General features: G+C 43.4%; 23 protein-coding genes and 1 other annotated feature. Of the genes, 22 read left to right on the top strand and 1 reads right to left on the bottom strand.

What is annotated here, in order from left to right; translation table 11 throughout:
* The first annotated feature begins 69 nt into the window (after nucleotides 1-69).
* The 4 genes from dnaJ to mtaB are packed head-to-tail and all read left to right on the top strand — an operon-like array spanning nucleotide 70 to nucleotide 4,305.
* Nucleotides 70-1,197: a molecular chaperone DnaJ gene (gene dnaJ / locus P3L57_RS12760; RefSeq protein WP_024122101.1), complete on the top strand. Its 1,128-nt coding sequence runs from the start codon at nucleotides 70-72 to the stop codon at nucleotides 1,195-1,197.
* A gap of 24 nt (nucleotides 1,198-1,221) precedes the next feature.
* Nucleotides 1,222-2,157, top strand: a complete 936-nt coding sequence (prmA, locus tag P3L57_RS12755; RefSeq protein WP_044154499.1) for a 50S ribosomal protein L11 methyltransferase — start codon at nucleotides 1,222-1,224, stop codon at nucleotides 2,155-2,157.
* Nucleotides 2,158-2,179: 22 nt separating this feature from the next.
* Complete coding sequence (locus P3L57_RS12750; RefSeq protein ID WP_069487176.1) at nucleotides 2,180-2,950, top strand: 16S rRNA (uracil(1498)-N(3))-methyltransferase; 771 nt, start codon at nucleotides 2,180-2,182, stop codon at nucleotides 2,948-2,950.
* Nucleotides 2,950-4,305, top strand: coding sequence for a tRNA (N(6)-L-threonylcarbamoyladenosine(37)-C(2))-methylthiotransferase MtaB (gene mtaB / locus P3L57_RS12745; protein ID WP_277617433.1), 1,356 nt, complete (start codon nucleotides 2,950-2,952; stop codon nucleotides 4,303-4,305). The genes P3L57_RS12750 and mtaB overlap by 1 nt, the downstream gene beginning before the upstream one ends.
* Nucleotides 4,306-4,345: 40 nt before the next feature.
* On the opposite strand, the gene P3L57_RS12740 is transcribed toward mtaB, so the two are convergent.
* Nucleotides 4,346-5,272: a Na/Pi symporter gene (locus P3L57_RS12740; RefSeq protein ID WP_059293574.1), complete on the bottom strand. Its 927-nt coding sequence runs from the start codon at nucleotides 5,270-5,272 to the stop codon at nucleotides 4,346-4,348.
* 172 nt (nucleotides 5,273-5,444) lie between these two features.
* Here P3L57_RS12740 and rpsU point away from each other — a divergent pair, with 172 nt between their 5' ends.
* The 18 genes from rpsU (at nucleotide 5,445) to ccpN (ending at nucleotide 21,030) form a co-directional block, all read left to right on the top strand.
* Nucleotides 5,445-5,618 (top strand): 30S ribosomal protein S21, encoded by a 174-nt coding sequence (rpsU, locus tag P3L57_RS12735; protein ID WP_003152957.1) that lies wholly within the window; start codon nucleotides 5,445-5,447, stop codon nucleotides 5,616-5,618.
* A 14-nt stretch (nucleotides 5,619-5,632) separates the two neighbouring features.
* A complete protein-coding gene (locus tag P3L57_RS12730) occupies nucleotides 5,633-6,079 on the top strand; it encodes a GatB/YqeY domain-containing protein (protein ID WP_010334989.1) in 447 nt (148 codons plus the stop codon).
* 130 nt (nucleotides 6,080-6,209) lie between these two features.
* A complete protein-coding gene (locus P3L57_RS12725; protein WP_059293575.1) occupies nucleotides 6,210-7,523 on the top strand; it encodes an NfeD family protein in 1,314 nt (437 codons plus the stop codon).
* 21 nt (nucleotides 7,524-7,544) lie between these two features.
* On the top strand, nucleotides 7,545-8,540 hold the full coding sequence (gene floA / locus P3L57_RS12720; protein ID WP_069487177.1) for a flotillin-like protein FloA: 996 nt from the start codon (nucleotides 7,545-7,547) through the stop codon (nucleotides 8,538-8,540).
* A 27-nt stretch (nucleotides 8,541-8,567) separates the two neighbouring features.
* Nucleotides 8,568-8,993 (top strand): hypothetical protein, encoded by a 426-nt coding sequence (locus P3L57_RS12715; protein ID WP_069487178.1) that lies wholly within the window; start codon nucleotides 8,568-8,570, stop codon nucleotides 8,991-8,993.
* A 55-nt stretch (nucleotides 8,994-9,048) separates the two neighbouring features.
* The gene (gene yqfC / locus P3L57_RS12710) at nucleotides 9,049-9,330 is read left to right on the top strand and encodes a sporulation protein YqfC (protein WP_024122093.1); all 282 of its coding nucleotides are present in this window, start codon (nucleotides 9,049-9,051) and stop codon (nucleotides 9,328-9,330) included.
* A gap of 18 nt (nucleotides 9,331-9,348) precedes the next feature.
* Complete coding sequence (gene yqfD / locus P3L57_RS12705; RefSeq protein ID WP_024122092.1) at nucleotides 9,349-10,545, top strand: sporulation protein YqfD; 1,197 nt, start codon at nucleotides 9,349-9,351, stop codon at nucleotides 10,543-10,545.
* Nucleotides 10,542-11,501, top strand: a complete 960-nt coding sequence (locus tag P3L57_RS12700; RefSeq protein WP_059293577.1) for a PhoH family protein — start codon at nucleotides 10,542-10,544, stop codon at nucleotides 11,499-11,501. The genes yqfD and P3L57_RS12700 overlap by 4 nt, the downstream gene beginning before the upstream one ends.
* A 71-nt stretch (nucleotides 11,502-11,572) precedes the next feature.
* A complete protein-coding gene (pgpH, locus tag P3L57_RS12695) occupies nucleotides 11,573-13,708 on the top strand; it encodes a cyclic-di-AMP phosphodiesterase PgpH (RefSeq protein WP_081638339.1) in 2,136 nt (711 codons plus the stop codon).
* Entirely contained in the window at nucleotides 13,709-14,182 is a 474-nt protein-coding gene (ybeY, locus tag P3L57_RS12690; RefSeq protein WP_010334982.1) for an rRNA maturation RNase YbeY, read from the top strand.
* A complete protein-coding gene (locus tag P3L57_RS12685) occupies nucleotides 14,163-14,540 on the top strand; it encodes a diacylglycerol kinase family protein (protein ID WP_059335436.1) in 378 nt (125 codons plus the stop codon). The genes ybeY and P3L57_RS12685 overlap by 20 nt, the downstream gene beginning before the upstream one ends.
* A 113-nt stretch (nucleotides 14,541-14,653) precedes the next feature.
* Nucleotides 14,654-15,064, top strand: coding sequence for a cytidine deaminase (gene cdd / locus P3L57_RS12680; protein WP_024122088.1), 411 nt, complete (start codon nucleotides 14,654-14,656; stop codon nucleotides 15,062-15,064).
* The gene (gene era / locus P3L57_RS12675) at nucleotides 15,045-15,950 is read left to right on the top strand and encodes a GTPase Era (RefSeq protein WP_044154513.1); all 906 of its coding nucleotides are present in this window, start codon (nucleotides 15,045-15,047) and stop codon (nucleotides 15,948-15,950) included. The genes cdd and era overlap by 20 nt, the downstream gene beginning before the upstream one ends.
* Nucleotides 15,951-16,093: 143 nt before the next feature.
* Nucleotides 16,094-16,237 (top strand): YqzL family protein, encoded by a 144-nt coding sequence (locus tag P3L57_RS12670; protein WP_024122087.1) that lies wholly within the window; start codon nucleotides 16,094-16,096, stop codon nucleotides 16,235-16,237.
* Nucleotides 16,238-16,273: 36 nt separating this feature from the next.
* The gene (gene recO / locus P3L57_RS12665; RefSeq protein ID WP_024122086.1) at nucleotides 16,274-17,041 is read left to right on the top strand and encodes a DNA repair protein RecO; all 768 of its coding nucleotides are present in this window, start codon (nucleotides 16,274-16,276) and stop codon (nucleotides 17,039-17,041) included.
* A 39-nt stretch (nucleotides 17,042-17,080) separates the two neighbouring features.
* Nucleotides 17,081-17,255, top strand: a binding site (T-box leader).
* 83 nt (nucleotides 17,256-17,338) lie between these two features.
* Nucleotides 17,339-18,226 carry a glycine--tRNA ligase subunit alpha gene (gene glyQ, locus P3L57_RS12660; RefSeq protein ID WP_010334976.1) on the top strand — a complete coding sequence of 296 codons (888 nt, stop codon included), beginning with the start codon at nucleotides 17,339-17,341 and terminating at the stop codon, nucleotides 18,224-18,226.
* The gene (gene glyS, locus P3L57_RS12655) at nucleotides 18,219-20,258 is read left to right on the top strand and encodes a glycine--tRNA ligase subunit beta (protein WP_069487179.1); all 2,040 of its coding nucleotides are present in this window, start codon (nucleotides 18,219-18,221) and stop codon (nucleotides 20,256-20,258) included. Before glyQ ends, glyS begins: the two co-directional genes overlap by 8 nt.
* 133 nt (nucleotides 20,259-20,391) lie before the next feature.
* Nucleotides 20,392-21,030, top strand: a complete 639-nt coding sequence (gene ccpN / locus P3L57_RS12650; RefSeq protein WP_024122084.1) for a transcriptional regulator CcpN — start codon at nucleotides 20,392-20,394, stop codon at nucleotides 21,028-21,030.
* Nucleotides 21,031-21,044: the final 14 nt, after the last annotated feature.

Here is a 21,044-nt window from a genome sequence, read left to right as displayed (position 1 = left end):
GGAATTGAAAAATCATAATTCAAAATGATACAATCTAATTTATGTGAGAAATTCGGGAGAGTGAAGTAGATGAGTAAGCGTGATTACTATGAAGTGCTGGGTGTAAGTAAGAGCGCTTCAAAGGATGAAATAAAAAAGGCTTATCGAAAGCTGTCAAAAAAATATCATCCTGACATTAACAAAGAAGCCGGATCAGATGAAAAGTTTAAAGAAGTCAAAGAAGCATATGAAACGCTGTCTGATGACCAAAAACGGTCTCATTACGACCAATTTGGCCATACTGATCCTAACCAAGGCTTCGGCGGCGGCGGTTTTGGCGGCGGTGACTTCGGCGGTTTTGGTTTCGATGATATTTTCTCAAGTATTTTTGGCGGCGGCACTAGACGAAGAGATCCGAATGCACCGCGTCAAGGGGCGGATCTGCAATATACGATGACTTTGTCATTTGAGGATGCCGTTTTCGGAAAAGAAACGACCATCGAGATTCCGCGTGAGGAAACATGCGATACATGTAAAGGCTCAGGGGCGAAACCTGGTACAAATCCGGAAACGTGCTCACACTGCGGAGGCTCCGGTCAGCTAAATGTGGAGCAAAACACGCCGTTTGGTAAAGTTGTCAACAGACGAGTCTGCCACCACTGCGAAGGTACAGGTAAAATCATTAAAAACAAATGTGCGGATTGCGGCGGCAAAGGAAAAATCAAAAAACGCAAAAAAATCAACGTCACAATTCCTGCCGGTGTAGATGACGGGCAGCAGCTGCGACTCTCAGGACAGGGTGAACCAGGCGTAAATGGCGGCCCAGCCGGGGATTTATTTGTCGTATTCCACGTGCGCGCCCACGAATTCTTTGAGCGCGACGGAGATGATATTTACTGTGAAATGCCGTTAACGTTTGCTCAAGCCGCGCTTGGAGATGAAGTGGAAGTTCCGACGCTTCACGGGAAAGTGAAATTGAAAATCCCTGCCGGTACACAAACAGGAACAAAATTCAGATTAAGAGGCAAAGGCGTTCAAAATGTCAGGGGCTATGGACAGGGTGACCAGCATATCGTCGTCCGCGTTGTCACTCCGACAAACTTGACAGATAAACAAAAAGATATTATCCGCGAATTTGCCGAAGTCAGCGGAAACCTGCCTGATGAACAGGAAATGAGTTTCTTTGATAAGGTAAAACGCGCGTTTAAAGGCGATTAATTATTGGATGAGGAGTTGGTAGTTTTGAAATGGTCCGAATTAAGCATTCACACAACACATGAAGCGGTCGAACCTATCTCAAATATTTTGCATGAAGCTGGTGCGAGTGGGGTTGTGATAGAGGACCCGCTTGATTTAATTAAAGAACGTGAGAATGTGTACGGGGAAATCTACCAGCTCGACCCCAATGATTATCCGAACGAGGGTGTCATTGTCAAAGCGTATCTGCCGGTCAACAGCTTTCTTGGAGAAACGGTAGAGGGCATTAAAGAAACAATTAATAATCTGCTTCTTTATGATATTGATTTGGGCAGGAACCATATCACCATTTCCGAAGTGAACGAAGAGGAATGGGCGACTGCTTGGAAAAAGTATTACCACCCTGTGAAAATTTCTGAAAAGTTTACGATTGTACCAACGTGGGAGGAATATACGCCGGTACATACTGATGAGCTGATTATTGAAATGGACCCGGGAATGGCATTCGGAACAGGCACACACCCGACAACCGTACTTTGTATTCAGGCGCTTGAACGCTTTGTGCGAAAGGGTGATAAGGTGATTGATGTAGGTACAGGTTCCGGAATTTTAAGTATTGCGGCTGCAATGCTTGAGGCTGAATCGGTTCATGCCTATGATCTTGATCCCGTTGCTGTAGAAAGCGCACGTCTCAATTTGAAGTTAAACAAGGTTAGCGATATAGCTCAAGTCAAACAAAATAATTTGTTAGACGGGATTTCAGGAGAACATGATGTGATCGTTGCCAACATTTTGGCTGAAGTCATCCTTCGTTTTACTTCACAGGCATACCATCTGCTGAAAGACGGCGGGCATTTTATTACTTCAGGAATTATCAGCCATAAAAAGCAAGAGGTAAAAGAAGCATTGGAACAGGCTGGCTTTACCATTGTGGAAATTCTCTCAATGGAAGATTGGGTCAGCATTATTGCGAAAAAATAACAGTTAGTAGGTGTCACAGCGTATGCAACGATATTTTATCGAGCTCACGAAGCAGCAAATGGAGGAAGCGCCGGCTATTTCAATTACCGGAGAAGATGTTCATCATATTGTAAATGTCATGAGAATGAACGAGGGAGACGAGATTATCTGCTGCTCTCAGGACGGCTTCGAAGCAAAATGTGAACTTCAATCTGTTTCCAAAGAAAAAGTGTCCTGTCTTATGATAGAATGGACGAATGAAAACAGAGAGCTTCCGATAAAGGTTTATATTGCAAGCGGCCTCCCGAAAGGGGATAAACTTGAATGGATTATCCAAAAGGGGACTGAGCTGGGAGCTCATGCTTTTATTCCTCTGCAAGCCGCACGCTCTGTTGTCAAGCTGGATGACAAAAAAGCTAAGAAGAAGCGGGAAAGATGGACGAAAATTGCGAAGGAAGCGGCGGAGCAATCGTACCGAAACAAAGTGCCGCAAGTGCTGGATATCCATTCCTTTCAGCAGCTTCTTGAAAAGGTGCAGAATGTCGATAAATGTGTCGTTGCATACGAAGAGTCATCGAAGCAAGGAGAAACAAGCTCGTTCAGCGCAGTTGTAAGCAGCCTTCCGAAAGGATCATCCCTTTTGATCGTATTCGGTCCCGAAGGCGGTTTAACAGAAGCGGAGGTTGAGCGGCTCACGGCGAAAAACGCTGTTCCGTGCGGCCTCGGACCGAGAATTTTAAGGACAGAAACCGCTCCGCTATACGCGCTGAGCGCAATTTCTTATCATACAGAGTTATTAAGAGGTGATCAATAATGGCAACTGTTGCGTTCCATACGCTTGGCTGCAAAGTCAATCATTATGAAACAGAAGCAATCTGGCAGCTTTTCAAAGATGCGGGCTATGAAAGAAGAGACTTTGAACAAACAGCTGACGTATATGTCATTAATACATGTACGGTAACAAATACGGGAGATAAAAAAAGCCGCCAAGTGATCAGACGCGCCATTCGTCAAAATCCTGACGGCGTCATCTGCGTCACAGGCTGTTATGCGCAAACCTCGCCAGCTGAGATTATGGCAATCCCGGGTGTTGACATTGTAGTCGGAACTCAGGATCGTGAAAAAATGCTCGGCTACATCGATCAATATCGTGAAGAGCGTCAGCCGATCAATGGCGTCAGCAACATTATGAAAGCTAGAGTATATGAAGAGCTTGATGTACCGGCTTTTACAGACCGGACAAGAGCGTCATTAAAAATACAGGAAGGCTGCAATAACTTCTGCACGTTCTGTATCATTCCGTGGGCGCGCGGACTTCTCCGTTCACGTGACCCGGAGGAAGTTATTAAACAAGCACAGCAGCTTGTTGATGCGGGTTATAAAGAAATCGTACTTACTGGTATTCATACAGGCGGCTACGGTGAAGATATGAAAGATTACAACTTTGCCAAGCTTTTGAGAGAACTTGACGCCCGTGTTCAAGGCGTGAAACGAATTAGAATTTCGTCCATCGAGGCAAGCCAGATCACAGACGAAGTGATTGAAGTTTTAGACCGTTCAGATAAGATTGTGCGCCATTTGCACATTCCGATTCAATCCGGATCAAACACAGTGCTTAAACGGATGAGACGCAAATACACTATGGAATTTTTCGCTGACCGTTTAAATAAGCTGAAAAAAGCACTTTCGGGCTTAGCCGTAACCTCCGATGTCATTGTAGGCTTTCCTGGCGAAACAGAAGAAGAATTTATGGAAACCTATAACTTTATTAAAGAAAACAGATTCTCTGAACTGCATGTTTTTCCTTACAGCAAACGTACGGGAACGCCAGCTGCGCGGATGGAAGACCAAGTGGATGAAAACGTCAAAAACGAACGTGTACACCGCCTGATTGCACTTTCTGACCAGCTTGCGAAGGAATATGCCTCTGATTATGAAAATGAAGTCCTTGAAATTATCCCTGAGGAAGCATTTAAAGAATCAGATGAAGAAAACATGTATGTCGGTTACACAGACAACTATATGAAAGTTGTTTTCAAAGGTACGGAAGACATGATCGGCAAAATCGTGAAAGTAAAAATACTAAAAGCAGGCTATCCATACAATGAAGGACAGTTTGTCCGTATTGTTGAGGATGACATAACAGAACAAATGCGTATGTCTTCTTAATCTAAAAAACCGGTGCATCTGAATGTGCCGGTTTTTATGTTCAGTTTTTAGCTGGGATAAGCAGGTTAATAAAGCTGTAGAACAAGTTGGTAAGCGGTAAAAACAAAAGAGCTGATACGACATTAAATAGCAGACTGAAATGAGCGATTCTTTGGGCAGGGTCTGCCGAGAGCTGTTCAACAAAGCCGGTCGCTGCCGCCAAAAACGGGAATACAATTGCTACGCCGATTATGTTAAACAAGACATGGGCGCACGCTGTCTGTTTTGCCGCATATCCGCCGGATACAGCAGCCATGACAGCTGTAATGCATGTCCCGATGTTTGACCCAAGCACAACGCTCATTGCCTGTGTCAGTCCAATAACGCCTTCATTCATAAAGCTCATTAAAATGCCGATGCAGACAGAACTTGAGTGAATGATTGCAGTTAACACCATGCCGATAAGCAAAGCAGACCAGTTTGAGTCGTTTACATGATGAAGAATCCCTGCACCTGTTTTCAGCTGAGTAAGCGGTTCTGCAAGACGGCTGAAGCCGCTGATGCAAAAAAAGATAATTCCGAGTCCGAGGAAGCTTGTTCCCAGCTGTTTGAACGGATACCTGCCCGTCAGAAAAAACAGCAAACCGCCAATCAATAGAATCCAAATCAACACATCCATTTTGATTGCAAGAAATTCGGTTGTAAAGGTCGATCCGACATTTGTTCCAAGGATCATCGGTATTGTCCGTTTGAAAGATAGGGCCCCCGCACTTACAAATCCGATGACAATTACCATAAAGGCGGAGCTGCTTTGGAGAAATCCTGTAAAAACAATACTGATGAGGAATGCTTTTAATGGATGATCCGTAAAAATCAGCAGCTGCTCTTCAATTTTTGAATACGTCAGCGAAATTAAACCTTTCCGAAGCATGTTCATTCCTGCGAGAAAGAATAATATAAGAGCAGTAAAACTAATCAGAAGCAACATTTTATTCACCAACCCCTTTCTATCATTATATAGACAGGCAGTCCCGCTCATGACGGAAAAGTGAACTCACTTAGTTGACCTGACTGAAGGCTTATATTATAATGTCAAAGTACATGTTTATATGTGTAACTTAAAGGTAGTCGATTGGTGTATTCGGAGGGAGGGAAAGAGAATGTCAAAAACGGTCGTTAGAAAAAACGAATCGCTTGAAGATGCTCTTCGTCGCTTCAAACGCAGTGTATCAAAGACAGGTACTTTGCAAGAAGCAAGAAAGCGCGAATTTTATGAAAAACCTAGCGTAAAGCGCAAGAAAAAGTCTGAAGCTGCTAGAAAACGCAAATTCTAAAAGAGGGTGGATTTATGAGTCTTCTTGAGCGACTTAACCAAGATATGAAGCTATATATGAAAAGCCGTGAGAAAGACAAACTGACTGTCGTTCGAATGGTTAAGGCTTCACTTCAAAACGAAGCAATTAAGCTTAAGAAAGACAGTTTGACCGAGGATGAGGAACTCACTGTCCTTTCTCGTGAACTTAAGCAACGTAAAGACTCCCTCCAGGAATTTTCAAACGCTAATCGTTTAGATTTAGTAGATAAAGTTCAAAAAGAGCTGGACATTTTAGAAGTTTATTTACCACAGCAGCTATCAGAAGAAGAGCTGCGTACAATCGTAAATGAAACCATTGCGGAGGTCGGTGCGAGCTCAAAAGCGGACATGGGCAAAGTGATGGGGGCAATTATGCCTAAAGTAAAAGGTAAAGCTGACGGAAGTTTAATTAATAAGCTTGTGAGCAGTCAACTGTCTTAAATGGCGAAGAAAAGGACATCTTTCTAAGAGAGATGTCTTTTTTTATACATAAAAAAATGAAACCTTTGATACATTTGTTACGTATGAAGAGAAGGCACTTAATATACGAGGAAGGAGGGATACATCGCCCTTGCTTCAAACAAAAGGATTCCGAGCGGCTCTTTTGAGCATATTTCTACTATCATTATTAGGAGTTCAGCTGCACACAAAAGCAGAAAAACAAACCGTCTACGTCATTCCCGTTGAAAAAAATGTCGAACAGGGTCTCGCCTCGTTTTTGTCGCGTTCGCTACAAGATGCAGAGGCTCAGCATGCAAACCATATTATTCTTGATATTAACACACCGGGAGGACTGGTAAAATCAGCTATTGATATAGCGGACACGATCAACGAAACGGATATCCCGATAACTGCTTATGTAAACAAACGGGCATTGTCTGCTGGTGCATATATCGCGTTACAGGCTGACGCCATTTATATGGCGCCCGGAGGAAAGATGGGAGCCGCGGCGATCATAGACGGTAAAGGCAATGCTGCTGACAAAAAAGCTGAATCATTCTGGCTTGCGGAGCTGGAAGATGCTGCAGCAAAAAACAACCGTGATCCAAAATATGCGCGTGCCATGGCAGACCCTGATGTAGATGCAAGAGAAGCGGGCGCGCCGAAGGGAGATCTGCTTACGCTGAATGCGGAAAAAGCTGTTGACGTAGGCTATTCAGAAGGAACTGTTAACAATCTTTCCGCGCTTGTGAAGAAGCTTGGATACGAAGATGCACATATCAGCTATGCTGAGGAAAGCTTTGCAGAAAAGGCAGCAAGGTGGCTGACCAGTCCGATTGTTGTTCCTATTTTATTGACAATTGCCTTTTTAGGTCTTACTGTTGAGCTTTTTTCTCCTGGTGTCGGTCTGCCTGGAACAGCAGGATTTATCGCATTGATCCTGTTTTTTTACGGACATCTTGCAACGGGTCTTGCCGGATATGAAACGGTTCTCCTCTTTATAGCAGGGGTGATTCTGATCCTGATGGAGATATTCCTCCCCGGAGGAATCATTGGTTTACTTGGCTTGGGAGCAATTGTTGCGAGCTTATTTTTGGCCGCGGGAAGCTTCACAGTCATGGCGGTTTCTCTCTTGATCGCCTCAGCTGTTTCCATTACAGCTTTCATTTTACTGACAAGGGTGTTGGGAAAGCGTATGAAATTCTTTAAGAAATTTATATTAAATGATTCGACAAATACAGAGAGCGGTTATGTATCAAACCAAACGCGAACGGACTTAATCGGCAAGGAGGGCGTGACCTTTACGCCGCTGCGTCCTGCGGGAACCGTCATTATCGATGACGAACGTCTTGATGTGGTATCTGAAGGATTATTTACAGAGAAAGATAAAAAAGTAAAAGTAATCAAAGTGGAAGGCTCGCGCATTGTCGTGAGAGAAATCTAAACAGAAACGAGGAGAAGTAGCATGGACACATCAACATTAATGATACTGGCTATTGTCGTAGTAGGGATCATTGTCTTAGCTGTATTTTTTACATTTGTACCTGTTATGCTCTGGATTTCAGCTTTAGCAGCCGGAGTTAAAATCAGCATTTTCACTCTAATAGGGATGAGGCTACGCCGCGTCATACCGAGCCGGGTGGTTAATCCGCTGATTAAAGCGCATAAAGCGGGACTCGACGTTGGAACAAACCAGCTTGAAAGCCACTATCTTGCCGGAGGGAATGTAGATAGAGTCGTTAACGCACTTATCGCAGCTCAGCGTGCTAATATTGAGCTTACATTTGAACGCTGTGCAGCCATCGACCTTGCCGGCCGTGATGTATTGGAAGCCGTGCAAATGAGCGTTAATCCGAAGGTCATTGAAACACCGTTTATTGCAGGTGTTGCCATGGACGGTATTGAAGTGAAGGCGAAAGCGAGAATTACAGTAAGAGCCAATATCGACCGCCTCGTCGGGGGTGCGGGTGAGGAAACGATTGTAGCCCGTGTAGGCGAAGGGATCGTCTCTACAATAGGTTCATCCGAAAATCACAAAAAAGTGCTGGAGAACCCTGATATGATTTCTCAAACGGTTCTCGGTAAAGGCCTGGATTCAGGAACCGCCTTTGAAATTCTTTCGATTGATATTGCTGATGTTGACATTGGTAAAAACATCGGGGCGATCTTGCAGACGGATCAGGCAGAGGCCGACAAAAATATTGCGCAGGCCAAAGCCGAAGAACGCCGTGCAATGGCTGTTGCTCAAGAACAGGAAATGCGCGCACGTGTAGAAGAAATGCGAGCTAAAGTGGTTGAAGCCGAAGCGGAAGTGCCGCTTGCGATGGCCGAAGCCCTGCGCGAAGGAAATATCGGCGTCATGGACTACATGAATATTAAAAACATTGATGCAGACACAGATATGCGTGATTCATTCGGTAAATTAACGAAAGACCAATCGGATGAAGACCGCAAATCATAATCTCTCTATGCAGAAGGGAGAATAGTGATGGAAGATATACTGACGAATCCGCTTGTTATTGCAGCGATTATCGGAATTATTTCCACGATTTTCGGCAAAGTGAAAAAAGAAGAAGAAAAAAACAATCAAAATCAAAAAAGAAAAAAGCCGCAGACAATGAAACCTGCTTCTGTTCAAAATAAACAATCAGCTGAAGAAACGCCAGCTCCTATTCCAAACCGCTTGGAACAGATGAGACAAGAAGCTGAAGACAGACGGAAGGAAACGGAAAGAAACCTGAAAGGGCTTGAGCGGGATCTTACTGCCGCTAAACATAAAGCTGTGTATACCAAGCAAAAACTGCTTCAGGTCAATAAAGACACTGTTGTGCAAGGCATTGTCTTAGGCGAGGTATTCGGTCCGCCAAGGGCAAAAAAACCTCATCACACAATGCGTGCAACCCGCAAAAATTAAGTGTTAGAACCCTCTTTCAAATCATACATATGAGATGAAAGGGGGTTCTTTTTGTATGGGGCAAAGAAAGAATCGTTTAAAAGCTTGGCTGACAAGAGCATTGGAAATTCCCCCGGACGTTATGATGGATCTGCCGCGGATCACAATGGTCGGCAGACTTCATATCTACATAGAAAACCACAGAGGCCTTCTGCTGTTCAGTGAGAATGAAGTGAGGCTGATGCTGAAGCAGGGCCAGTGCATCATATCAGGAAAAAACTTTGTGATCAAAGCGATTCTTCCGGAAGAAATACTTTTGGAGGGTACGATTGATGTCGTTCGATATGTTGAGTCATAAAGCCGAGGGGGAAATGTTGTGAAAAATAAATGGCTGTCTTTTTTTGGTGGTAAGGTCCAGCTTGAAGTGACGGGACGAGGCATTGAACGGCTCCTTAATGAATGCACAAGAAGAGGGATTCCGATCTTTCATCTGAAAAAAAAGAAAGAAGCCGTCTTGTTATATATACAGCTTCAGGATGTACATGCCTTTCGGCGTGTCAGAAGAGAATTTGACTGTAAAGCCCGTTTTATCAATCGAAAAGGGTTCCCGTTCTTATTGCTGAAATCCAAACTGAATTTAGGTTTTACCATTGGTTTTGCGCTTTTTTTTATCCTATTGTTTTTGCTCTCCAATATGGTATGGAAAATTGAAGTGACTGGTGCAAAGCCTGAAACGGAGCACCAAATGATGCAGCATTTGAAGGAAATCGGCGTCAAGAAAGGGCGATTGCAATTTTTAATGCAGTCTCCCGAAAAAATACAAAAATCGTTAACAAACGGAATAGACAATATCACTTGGGTCGGAGTCGATTTGAAAGGCACGACCATCCACATGAAAGTTGTAGAGAAAAATGAGCCTGAAAAAGAAAAGTATGTCAGTCCGCGCCACATTGTCGCCAAAAAGAAAGCAACCATTACAAGAATGTTTGTCCAGAAAGGACAGCCCATGGCCGCAATCCATGATCATGTGGAAAAGGGGCAAATGCTTGTCTCCGGCTTAATCGGAAGCGAAGATGAGCAGCAGGAAGTCGCCTCTAAAGCTGAAATTTACGGCGAGACCTGGTACAGATCTGAAGTAACGGTACCCCTTGAAACATTATTTAACGTCTATACGGGCAAAGTAAGGACAAAGCACAAGCTTTCTTTTGGCTCATGGGCTTTCCCAATCTGGGGGATAACGCTTAAAAAAGAAGAATTAAAACATCCAAAAACAGAACAAGAGAAGCATTCGCTTCATTTTCTCGGTTTGGAGCTCCCTGTTTCTTATATCAAAGAGCAAACGAGAGAAAGTGAAGAGGCTTTGCGAAAATATACGAAAGAAGAAGCAGTTCAAGAAGGAATCAAAATGGGTAAACGGGATGTAGAGAGTAAAATAGGCGAGGACGGCGAGGTGAAAAGTGAAAAAGTTTTGCACCAGACAGTCGAGAATGGTAAAGTAAAGTTGATTATTCTCTACCAAGTTATAGAAGATATCGTTCAAACCACACCTATTGTCAGGGAGACTGAAGAATGACAGAACATTTACTTGCGATGAATCAAAAACTGAAAAGCCCGGACGAGGCGCTTTCACTGTTCGGGAATCAAGATTCTTTTTTGACACTGATGGAGAAAGATCTGGATGTAAATATCATTACGCGAGGCGAAACGATTTATATTTCAGGCGATGAAGAATCGTTTCAGATTGCCGAAAGGCTGCTGGGATCACTTCTCGCATTAATTCGCAAGGGGATAGAGATCTCTGAACGTGATGTGATTTCCGCCATCAAGATGGCAAAAAAGAATGAACTTGAATATTTTGAAAGCATGTACGAAGAAGAAATTACAAAAAACGCAAAAGGCAAACCGATCCGTGTGAAAACCATGGGACAGCGGGAATACGTGGCCGCCATGAAACGAGATGATCTTGTATTTGGCATCGGCCCGGCGGGAACCGGAAAAACGTACCTTGCTGTCGTAAAAGCAGTCCACGCATTGAAAAACGGACATATTAAAAAAATCATTTTAACAAGACCTGCGGTAGAAGCCGGTGAAAGCCTCGGTTTTTTACCAGGTGACCTCAAAGAGAAAGTAGATCCTTATTTGCGCCCGCTGTATGACGCTCTTCATGATGTGCTTGGAACAGATCATACAGAACGGCTGCTGGAAAGAGGAGTCATTGAAATCGCTCCGCTCGCTTATATGAGAGGCCGGACGCTTGATGATGCCTATGTTATACTTGATGAAGCACAGAACACTACGCCTGCCCAAATGAAAATGTTTTTGACGAGACTGGGTTTTGGCTCTAAAATGATCATTACAGGTGACGTTAGCCAAATTGATCTGCCGAAAGGCGTCAAATCGGGACTTGCAGTAGCGAGAGAGATGCTGAAAGAAATCGACGGCATTTCTGTGATTGAACTGGACCAGACAGACGTGGTCAGACATCCGCTGGTTGCGAAAATTATTGAAGCATACGATAAGCAAAATTAATCCTGAATGACCCGATCGCGCGTTATCGGGTCATTTTTGCTTATGAGCTTGATTTTCTAGAGGAGGTTCTTGTGTTGAAAAAGAAGGGGAAGACCAAAAGCGGCTCAAAAAAGTGGCGCGGCTTTAAAAATGCCCGCTCCATGCATGTACTGCTGTATCTTCTGCTGGCTGCGATTATGTTCGCATTGCTTTTTGTACATGTGAAGCCGGAAACGCTTGATTTAGACCTGTTTTCAGTCAGCGACAAGACCATTTATGCTCCGGCAACTGTGGAAGATCAAAAAGCGACAGAGGAAAAAAAGCAAGCTGCTGAAGATGCGGTCGAAGATCAGTATACCTTAAAGAAAGATTATACAGACAATCGAATTGATCTTGTGTCATCGATATTCGACAGTATCAGTGAAGTGAAAAAATCAGCAGAAGAAGACAGCAGTTCACCATCAGAAAAAACAATGATTAAGTCGGTGAAAAATAAGCTGACGTCAGATGTGAATGATTCTATATCAGAGGATGCCATCAAGACTTTGCTGAAGGCGGACCATGAAGATTTTTCATTTGTCAGAGATACTGTCATAACAGCAGTAAACTCAGTGATGAGCAGTGAAATCCCGTCGGATAAATTATCTGAAGCAAAAGATAAAGTGCAAAAAGAACTGAAGAGTAATTCTATCCCGTCTAAATATTTGGGCGCCGCCACGGAAATCGGGCGTTACGCCATTATTCCGAATTACGTCTTCGATCCAAAAGCAACAGAGGCAAAACGCCAGGAAGCGTCAGACAATGTTCAGCAGGTTCAGATCAAACAGGGGCAGGTGCTCGTGGAAGAAAATGACCTCATTGATCGCGAGGTGTACAGAAAACTTGAGCTGACCGGATTATTAAATAACTCCAATTTGTTCAAGCCGATTAGCGGCCTATTGATTATGATCGGGCTTTTCATCGCTACGCTCGTTTACTATTTCGAAAAACAGAATCAAAATCTGAAATTCAAAAACAAGTCGATCCTATTATTCTCCATTATTACAACGCTTTTGCTTGTTATTATGGAGGTTGTCAGTTTATTTCAAAAGATGGAGTATAACAATATTGGCTATCTTGTCCCCATTGCGGCCGGTGCAATCTTAATCAAGCTGCTGATGAATGAACGAATCGCTATTTTAGGAAGTATCATTCTTGCGATTTGCGGAAGTATGATGTTTAATCAAGGTGTGACAGGAACATTTAATTATGTCATTGGTATTTATTATTTGATCAGCGGTATTTCCGGTGTTTTGTTTTTAGGAAAACACAATGGCAGATCAAAAATTTTGCAGACCGGGCTTTTTGTGGCGTTTATCAATATGATTGTGGTTCTATCTCTATTATTGATCCAAAACACCGCGCTGTCAGGCTTGGAAATCGGGACGCTAATGCTGATGGGGGTTGTGTCGGGTTTTGCTTCCTCCGTATTAATTATCGGACTTATGCCGTTTTTTGAGACAGGTTTCGGCATTTTGTCCACAATGAGGCTGATCGAGCTGTCTAACCCTAACCATCCGCTGCTTCGAAAAATACTGACAGAAACACCAGGTACATATCACCACAGCGTCATGGTCGCCAATTTGTCAGAGGCCGCCTGCGAGGCGGTAGGGGCAAATGGTTTGCTTGCAAGAGTCGGTGCGTATTATCACGACCTCGGAAAAACAAAGCGTCCGCAGTATTTTATTGAAAATCAAATGAATATTGACAATCCGCATGATAAGCTTTCTCCGCAGCTCAGTAAAAATATCATTATTTCGCATACCACTGACGGGGCGAATATGCTGAGAAGCTATAAATTTCCAAAGGAGCTTGTGGATATTGCTGAGCAGCACCACGGGACCTCTCTTTTGAAATTCTTTTATTATAAAGCGAAGGAAAAAGGCGATCAGATTACAGAGGAAGAATTCCGTTATCCGGGGCCGAAGCCGCAGTCAAAAGAAGCCGCGATTATATCAGTGGCAGACAGTGTCGAAGCGGCTGTCAGATCGATGCATAATCCAAATCCTGAACGAATTGAAAAGCTCGTCCGGGGCATTATATCCGATAAGCTTCAGGACGGACAGTTTAGTGAATGCGATTTGACATTTAAAGAGCTTGATACAATCGCAAAAACGCTTTGTGCAACATTAAAAGGAATTTTCCACTCCCGGATTGAATATCCGGAGGCTACTAAGAAGGTGAAATAGATGAGTTTATTGATTGATATCGTAGATGAAACCGGAAGTGTCTCTGAAGAGATGCTTAAAGAAGTAGAAAATCTGCTTCAATTTGCCGCTGAGCGCGAAGGAGTTCAGGATCAGGCTGAGGTTTCTGTCACGATCGTTACCAATGAAGACATTCAGCAGATCAATAAAGAGTATCGGGGAAAGGATACGCCGACAGACGTCATCTCTTTTGCTCTTGAAGAAGAGGGAGAAGACGAAGTTGAAATTGTCGGTGCTGAAATGCCGCCGGTTTTAGGTGATATTATCATCAGTGCAGATCGTACAAGAGAGCAGGCTGAAGAATATAACCATTCTTTCAAGAGAGAGCTTGGCTTTCTAGCGGTACATGGATTCCTGCATCTTTTAGGATATGACCATATGACGAAAGAGGAAGAAGAGGAGATGTTTACTAAGCAAAAGGATTTGCTGGACGCCTATGGACTCAAGAGATCATAGAAATGAGCTGATGCGATTCCTAATGAGCTTCGTGCACGCAGGGCGGGGCATATGGAGAACGGCGCGGACGGAGCGGAATTTTCAATTTCATGCCGCGGCTGCCTGCGCCGTTATCATTTGCGGTTTTCTCGTTAATCTCAGCCTGACAGAGTGGGCTATTATTTTTCTTTTGATTGGCGGAATGCTTTCACTGGAGCTTTTAAATACAGCTATTGAACACACGGTTGATTTAGTAACAGATAAACATCACCCGCTTGCTAAGGCGGCTAAGGACGCTGCTGCCGGGGCTGTTTGCGTTTTTGCCGTGATTTCGTGTATTATTGGTTTACTTATTTTTTTGCCAAAGCTGTATGGCTGAAAATTCTTACATTTATTTTACATTTTTAGAAATGGGCGTGAAAAAAGGAGCGCCATTATGTAAAATATAAAGTGATAGCGGTACCATTATAGGTAAGAGAGGAACATGTACACATGAACAGACAGAAATTGATAACAGAAGCTTTAAAAGCGCGTGACATGGCATATGCACCGTATTCCAAGTTTAAAGTAGGAGCCGCTCTTCTTACCAAAGATGGAAAAGTGTACAGAGGCTGCAATATAGAGAATGCGGCATACAGCATGTGCAACTGCGCTGAGCGTACCGCTTTATTTAAAGCTGTTTCTGAAGGCGATACTGAGTTTCAGATGCTGGCAGTAGCTGCTGACACCCCGGGACCAGTATCACCGTGCGGAGCCTGCCGGCAGGTGATTTCTGAGCTCTGCACAAAGGACGTTATTATCGTGCTGACCAATTTACAAGGACAAATACAAGAAATGACTGCAGAAGAATTATTGCCAGGCGCATTTTCATCGGAGGATTTACATGACGAACGAAAGCTTTAAATCAGGATTTGTATCCATTATCGGAAGACCAAACGTAGGAAAGTCTACTTTTTTGAACAGAGTGATCGGCCAAAAAATCGCGATCATGAGTGATAAACCCCAAACAACAAGAAATAAGGTGCAAGGGGTATTAACGACAGGCACATCACAAACGATTTTTATTGACACACCAGGAATTCATAAGCCTAAGCATAAGCTTGGGGACTTTATGATGAAAGTGGCGCAAAATACATTAAAAGAAGTCGATTTGATCTTATTCATGATCAACGCTGAGGAAGGCTATGGTAAGGGCGACGAGTTCATTATTGAGAAATTGCAGAATACCTCGACACCTGTTTTCTTAATCGTAAACAAAATTGACAAGATCCATCCTGATCAATTGCTTCTGCTAATTGACGAATACCGCAAGCGATATCCTTTTAAGGAAATTGTTCCGATCTCTGCATTAGAGGGAAATAACATTGAAACATTGCTGGCGCAGATTGAAGCATATTTGCCTGAAGGTCCGCAGTTTTATCCGAGTGATCAGGTGACCGATCATCCGGAGCGCTTTATTATTTCTGAGCTGATCAGGGAAAAGGTGCTGCATCTGACAAGGGAAGAGATCCCGCACAGCATTGCGGTAAGCATCGAATCGATTAAAGGGCAGGACAACGGATCCGTGCACGTGGCGGCAACAATTGTGGTCGAACGGGATTCTCAAAAAGGCATCGTCATCGGGAAAAAAGGCAGCCTGCTGAAAGAAGTCGGAAAAAGAGCGAGAGCGGATATCGAGGCCCTCTTAGGTTCCCGCGTCTATCTAGAATTGTGGGTAAAAGTGCAGAAAGACTGGCGTAACAAAATGTCCCAGCTTCGTGACTTCGGCTTTAAAGAGGATGAATATTAATCACTTGCTGTGTCATTATCTCACATGAACAGGGATACATTAGCAAATTTTGTTTAACATGAAATGGAGGACATCTGGTCAAGATAAAGGTAAGAATTTGGAGTTTAGGTAAGCTAGTTTAACTACAGAAAGGTGGGTTTCTTGTGTTGAATTTTACCTGGAACGTATTTTCTCAAACAGGAAATGTTGATACGTATCTTCTTTTTAAAGAACTGGAAAAAGAGAACATGGAAAGACCCGAAGAACTAGAAGATGAGCTAGCCCGATTTGATTTTCCAATTTTATAGACCTCTTGACCGCTCCTGTTTTAGGAAGGTGCGGAAATGCTGACAAAATGTGAAGGAATCGTTCTTCGTACCAATGATTACGGAGAGACGAATAAAATTGTTACTTTACTGACAAGAGAACACGGAAAAATAGGTGTTATGGCCAGAGGAGCCAAAAAACCGAACAGCCGTTTATCAGCAGTCAGCCAGCCCTTTTTGTATGGTTCATTCCTAATGCAGAAAACAACAGGCCTCGGAACCCTTCAGCAGGGTGAAATGATCCTCAGCATGAGAGGCATCAGAGAGGATTTGTTTTTAACTGCATATGCAGCTTTTATTGCTGAGCTCGTTGACAAAGGCACAGAAGAAAAAAAACCAAATCCCTATTTGTTTGAATTTATTTTAGAATCCTTTAAACAGCTTGACGAAGGAACAGACCCGGATGTTATTACCTTTATTGTTCAAATGAAGATGCTTGCTGTAATGGGACTGTATCCTGAGCTTAATCACTGTGTGCATTGTAAAAGCCAGGATGGGACATTCCATTTTTCTGTTCGCGATAACGGTTTTATTTGCCATCGCTGCTTTGACAAAGACCCTTACAAGGTGCCGATTAAGCCGCAAACGGCAAGGCTTTTGAGACTGTTTTATTACTTCGACCTTTCAAGGATTGGCAATGTGTCTTTAAAGCAGGAAACGAAAAATGAATTAAAGCAAGTTATTGACTTGTACTACGAAGAATATTCAGGGGTTTATCTGAAATCGAAGCGTTTTTTAGATCAAATGGAGAGCATGAAACATCTTATGGGTGAAAACAAAAGTTGACATATGGCCCATCTTTTTATATGATCATTTATTATAAAATATGTTGCAGTGAGAGAAAGAAGTACTTGCGTTTACCTCATAAAAGCGACCTTAGGACGGTGTAAGCTAAGGATGAGCGCGCAACGAAAGGCATTCTTGAGCAATTTTAAAAAAGAGGCTGGGATTTTGTTCTCAGCAACTAGGGTGGAACCGCGGGAGAACTCTCGTCCCTATGTTTGCGGCTGGCAAGCATAGAGACGGGAGTTTTTTGGTTGCTGCCGCAGCAATTTTTATGAAGGAAAAGTGGAGGTGCTTGAAATGAATATTCAAGACATGATTCTAACCCTGCAGAAGCATTGGTCTAACGAAGGCTGTGTGCTCATGCAGGCATACGATGTAGAAAAAGGGGCCGGCACGATGAGCCCGTATACATTTTTGCGCAGTATCGGTCCTGAGCCGTGGAAAGTGGCTTACGTTGAGCCGTCAAGACGCCCAGCTGACGGCCGATACGGAGAAAACCCGAACAGACTCTATCAGCATCATCAATTTCAGGTCATCATTAAACCATCACCTGATAACATTCAAGAGCTGTATTTAGACTCTTTGCGCGCTCTCGGAATTGATCCGCTTGAGCATGACATCCGTTTTGTTGAGGACAACTGGGAGAATCCGTCTTTAGGCTGTGCGGGTCTTGGCTGGGAAGTCTGGCTTGACGGAATGGAAATTACACAATTCACGTATTTCCAGCAGGTTGGGGGACTTGAGTGTAAGCCTGTTTCCGTGGAAATTACATACGGAATTGAGCGTCTGGCCTCTTATATACAGGATAAAGAAAATGTATTTGATCTTGAGTGGACATCAGGCTTTACTGTGAAAGATTTATTCATGATGGCTGAGTACGAGCATTCCGTTTATACATTTGAAACATCTGATGTTGATATGCTGTTCCAATTGTTCAGCACGTATGAAAAAGAAGCGATCAAGCAAATGGATAACGGTCTTGTGCATCCCGCATATGACTACGTGCTTAAATGCTCGCACACATTCAACCTTCTTGACGCCAAAGGGGCAATCTCTGTTACAGAGCGGACAGGCTATATCGGAAGAGTGCGGAATTTAGCAAGAAAAGTCGCAAAAACCTATTATGAGGAACGAGAAAAACTAGGGTTCCCAATGCTTAAAGGGGAGGGTTCTTCTCATGAGTAAACAGGATTTACTTTTAGAGATCGGATTAGAGGAAATGCCGGCGCGCTTTTTGAATGAAAGCATGGTTCAGCTGGGCGAAAAGCTGACAGGCTGGCTTGCAGAAAAAAATATTGCACACGGTGAAGTGAAGCTTTTTAATACACCGAGACGCCTCGCTGTTTTAGTAAAGGGTGTAGCAGAAAAGCAGGATGATATAAAAGAAGAAGCAAAAGGGCCTGCAAAAAAAATCGCCCTTGATGCTGACGGCAACTGGACAAAAGCGGCGATTGGGTTTTCAAAAGGCCAAGGTGCCAGTGTGGAAGACTTGTACATGAAAGAAATAAAAGGCACGGAATATGTTTTTGTGCAAAAATTCCAAGCAGGACAAGAAACCAAAACGCTTCTGCCTGAACTGAACAGCTTAATCACAAGCCTCCATTTCCCGAAAAATATGAGATGGGGAAATGAAGATCTGCGTTATATCCGTCCGATTAAATGGATTGTCGCTTTATTTGGCCAGGATGTCATTCCGTTTGCAATTACAAATGCTGAGTCAGGCCGGACGACACAGGGGCACCGGTTCCTGGGGCATGAAGTGTCTATTGAATCACCTTCAAGTTATGAAGAACAGCTGAAAGAGCAGCATGTGATTGCTGATCCAAATGTTCGCAAACAGATGATTCAATCGCAGCTGGAAGCAATGGCCGAAGAAAACAATTGGAGTATTCCGGTTGACGAGGATCTCCTTGATGAAGTCAATCATTTAGTAGAATATCCGACGGCTCTTTACGGCTCATTTGAATCTGAGTTTCTGTCCATTCCTGAGGAAGTGCTTGTAACGACAATGAAAGAGCATCAGCGCTATTTCCCTGTTAAAGACAAAAACGGAGATTTGCTGCCTTACTTTATCACAGTCCGTAACGGAAACAGCCACGCGATCGAAAATGTCGCGCGAGGCAATGAAAAAGTGCTGCGTGCTCGTTTGTCAGATGCTTCTTTCTTCTACAAGGAAGACCAGAAACTGAACATTGATGAAAATGTGAAGAAGCTTGAAAACATTGTGTTCCATGAAGAGCTTGGCTCTCTCGCTGATAAAGTAAGAAGAGTAACAGCGATCGCAGAGAAGCTTGCTGTCCGTCTTCAAGCTGATGAAGATACATTAAAACATGTAAAACGTGCTGCTGAAATTTCTAAATTCGACCTTGTGACACATATGATATATGAGTTCCCTGAGCTTCAAGGAATTATGGGTGAAAAGTATGCGAGAATGCTTGGCGAACATGATGCTGTAGCCGCAGCTGTCAACGAACACTATATGCCTAGATCTGCAGGCGGAGAAACGCCTTCCACTTTCACTGGGGCGGTAGTTGCCATGGCGGATAAGCTGGATACAATCGCATCCTTCTTCTCTATTGGCGTCATTCCGACTGGTTCACAGGATCCTTACGGCTTGCGCCGCCAAGCGAGCGGTATTGTCGCTATTCTGCTTGACCGGAATTGGGGCATTTCGTTTGAAGAGCTGCTGACTTTCGTACAAACCGAAAAAGAAACCGAACTGTTAGATTTCTTCACTCAGCGTCTAAAATACGTCTTAAATGCGGAGCAGATCAGACATGATGTAATAGATGCCGTGCTGGAAAGCTCTGAGCTTGAGCCATATTCGGCGCTCCACAAAGCGCAAGTGCTGGAACAAAAATTGGGTGCGTCAGGCTTTAAGGAAACAGCAGAAGCTTTAGGCCGAGTGATCTCTATCAGCAAAAAAGGAGTTCGCGCGGAAATTCAGCCTGATTTGTTTGAAAATGAATACGAAGCGAAGCTGTACGAAGCTTATCAAACTGCTAAACAAAATCTGCAGGAAAGCTTCAGCAAAAAGGATTATGAGGCGGCACTTTCTTCCCTTGCGGCCTTGAAGGAACCGATTGATGCTTATTTCGACCATACGATGGTTATTGCTGATAACGAGACATTAAAGGCAAACCGATTAGCGCAAATGGTAAGCTTGGCGGATCAGATCAAGTCCTTTGCTAATATGAATGCCCTTATTGTAAAATAAAGAAAGAAAAGGCGGTTGCTGTGTGATCGGTAATCGTCTTTTCCCCATTTGAACGTTTTTTTGTTTGATTACAAAGCATTTACGTTATAATATGGTTTATTATTTCTTTACATAGATACGAAGTGAAAAGGTGGTGAGTACGATCGAACTAAATAAACGGCAAGAACATATTTTGCAGATTGTAAAAGAAAACGGACCGATTACAGGGGAGCATATTGCCGAACAGCTGAATTTAACGAGAGCAACACTGCGTCCGGATTTAGCCATACTCACCATGTCAGGTTTCCTTGAGGCGCGCCCGAGAGTCGGTTATTTCTATACTGGAAAAACCGGCACGCAGCTTTTGGCAGATAAACTGAAAAAGCTTCAGGTGAAAGACTTTCAATCTATCCCCGTCGTTATTCACGAGAACGTTTCTGTATATGATGCGATTTGCACCATGTTTTTAGAAGATGTAGGTACTCTGTTTGTAGTGGACCGTGATGCTGTTTTAGTCGGAGTGCTTTCACGAAAGGATTTACTACGAGCCAGCATCGGCCAGCAGGAGCTTACTTCTGTCCCTGTGCACATTATTATGACTAGAATGCCGAATATTACAGTGTGCAGACGCGAGGATTATGTGATGGACATTGCAAAGCACTTAATTGAAAAACAAATCGATGCGCTGCCTGTCATCAAAGATACCGATAAAGGATATGAAGTGATCGGCAGAGTGACGAAAACGAATATGACCAAAATACTTGTCAGTTTATCAGAAAATGAAATCCTATAAGAGCGCAGACTAAC

It is taken from the genome of Bacillus sp. B28, assembly GCF_029536185.1.
In the GTDB taxonomy this organism is placed as follows: domain Bacteria; phylum Bacillota; class Bacilli; order Bacillales; family Bacillaceae; genus Bacillus; species Bacillus halotolerans.
The sequence above is the reverse complement of the archived record's forward strand: the minus strand, read 5'-3'. Positions and strand labels throughout refer to the sequence as shown.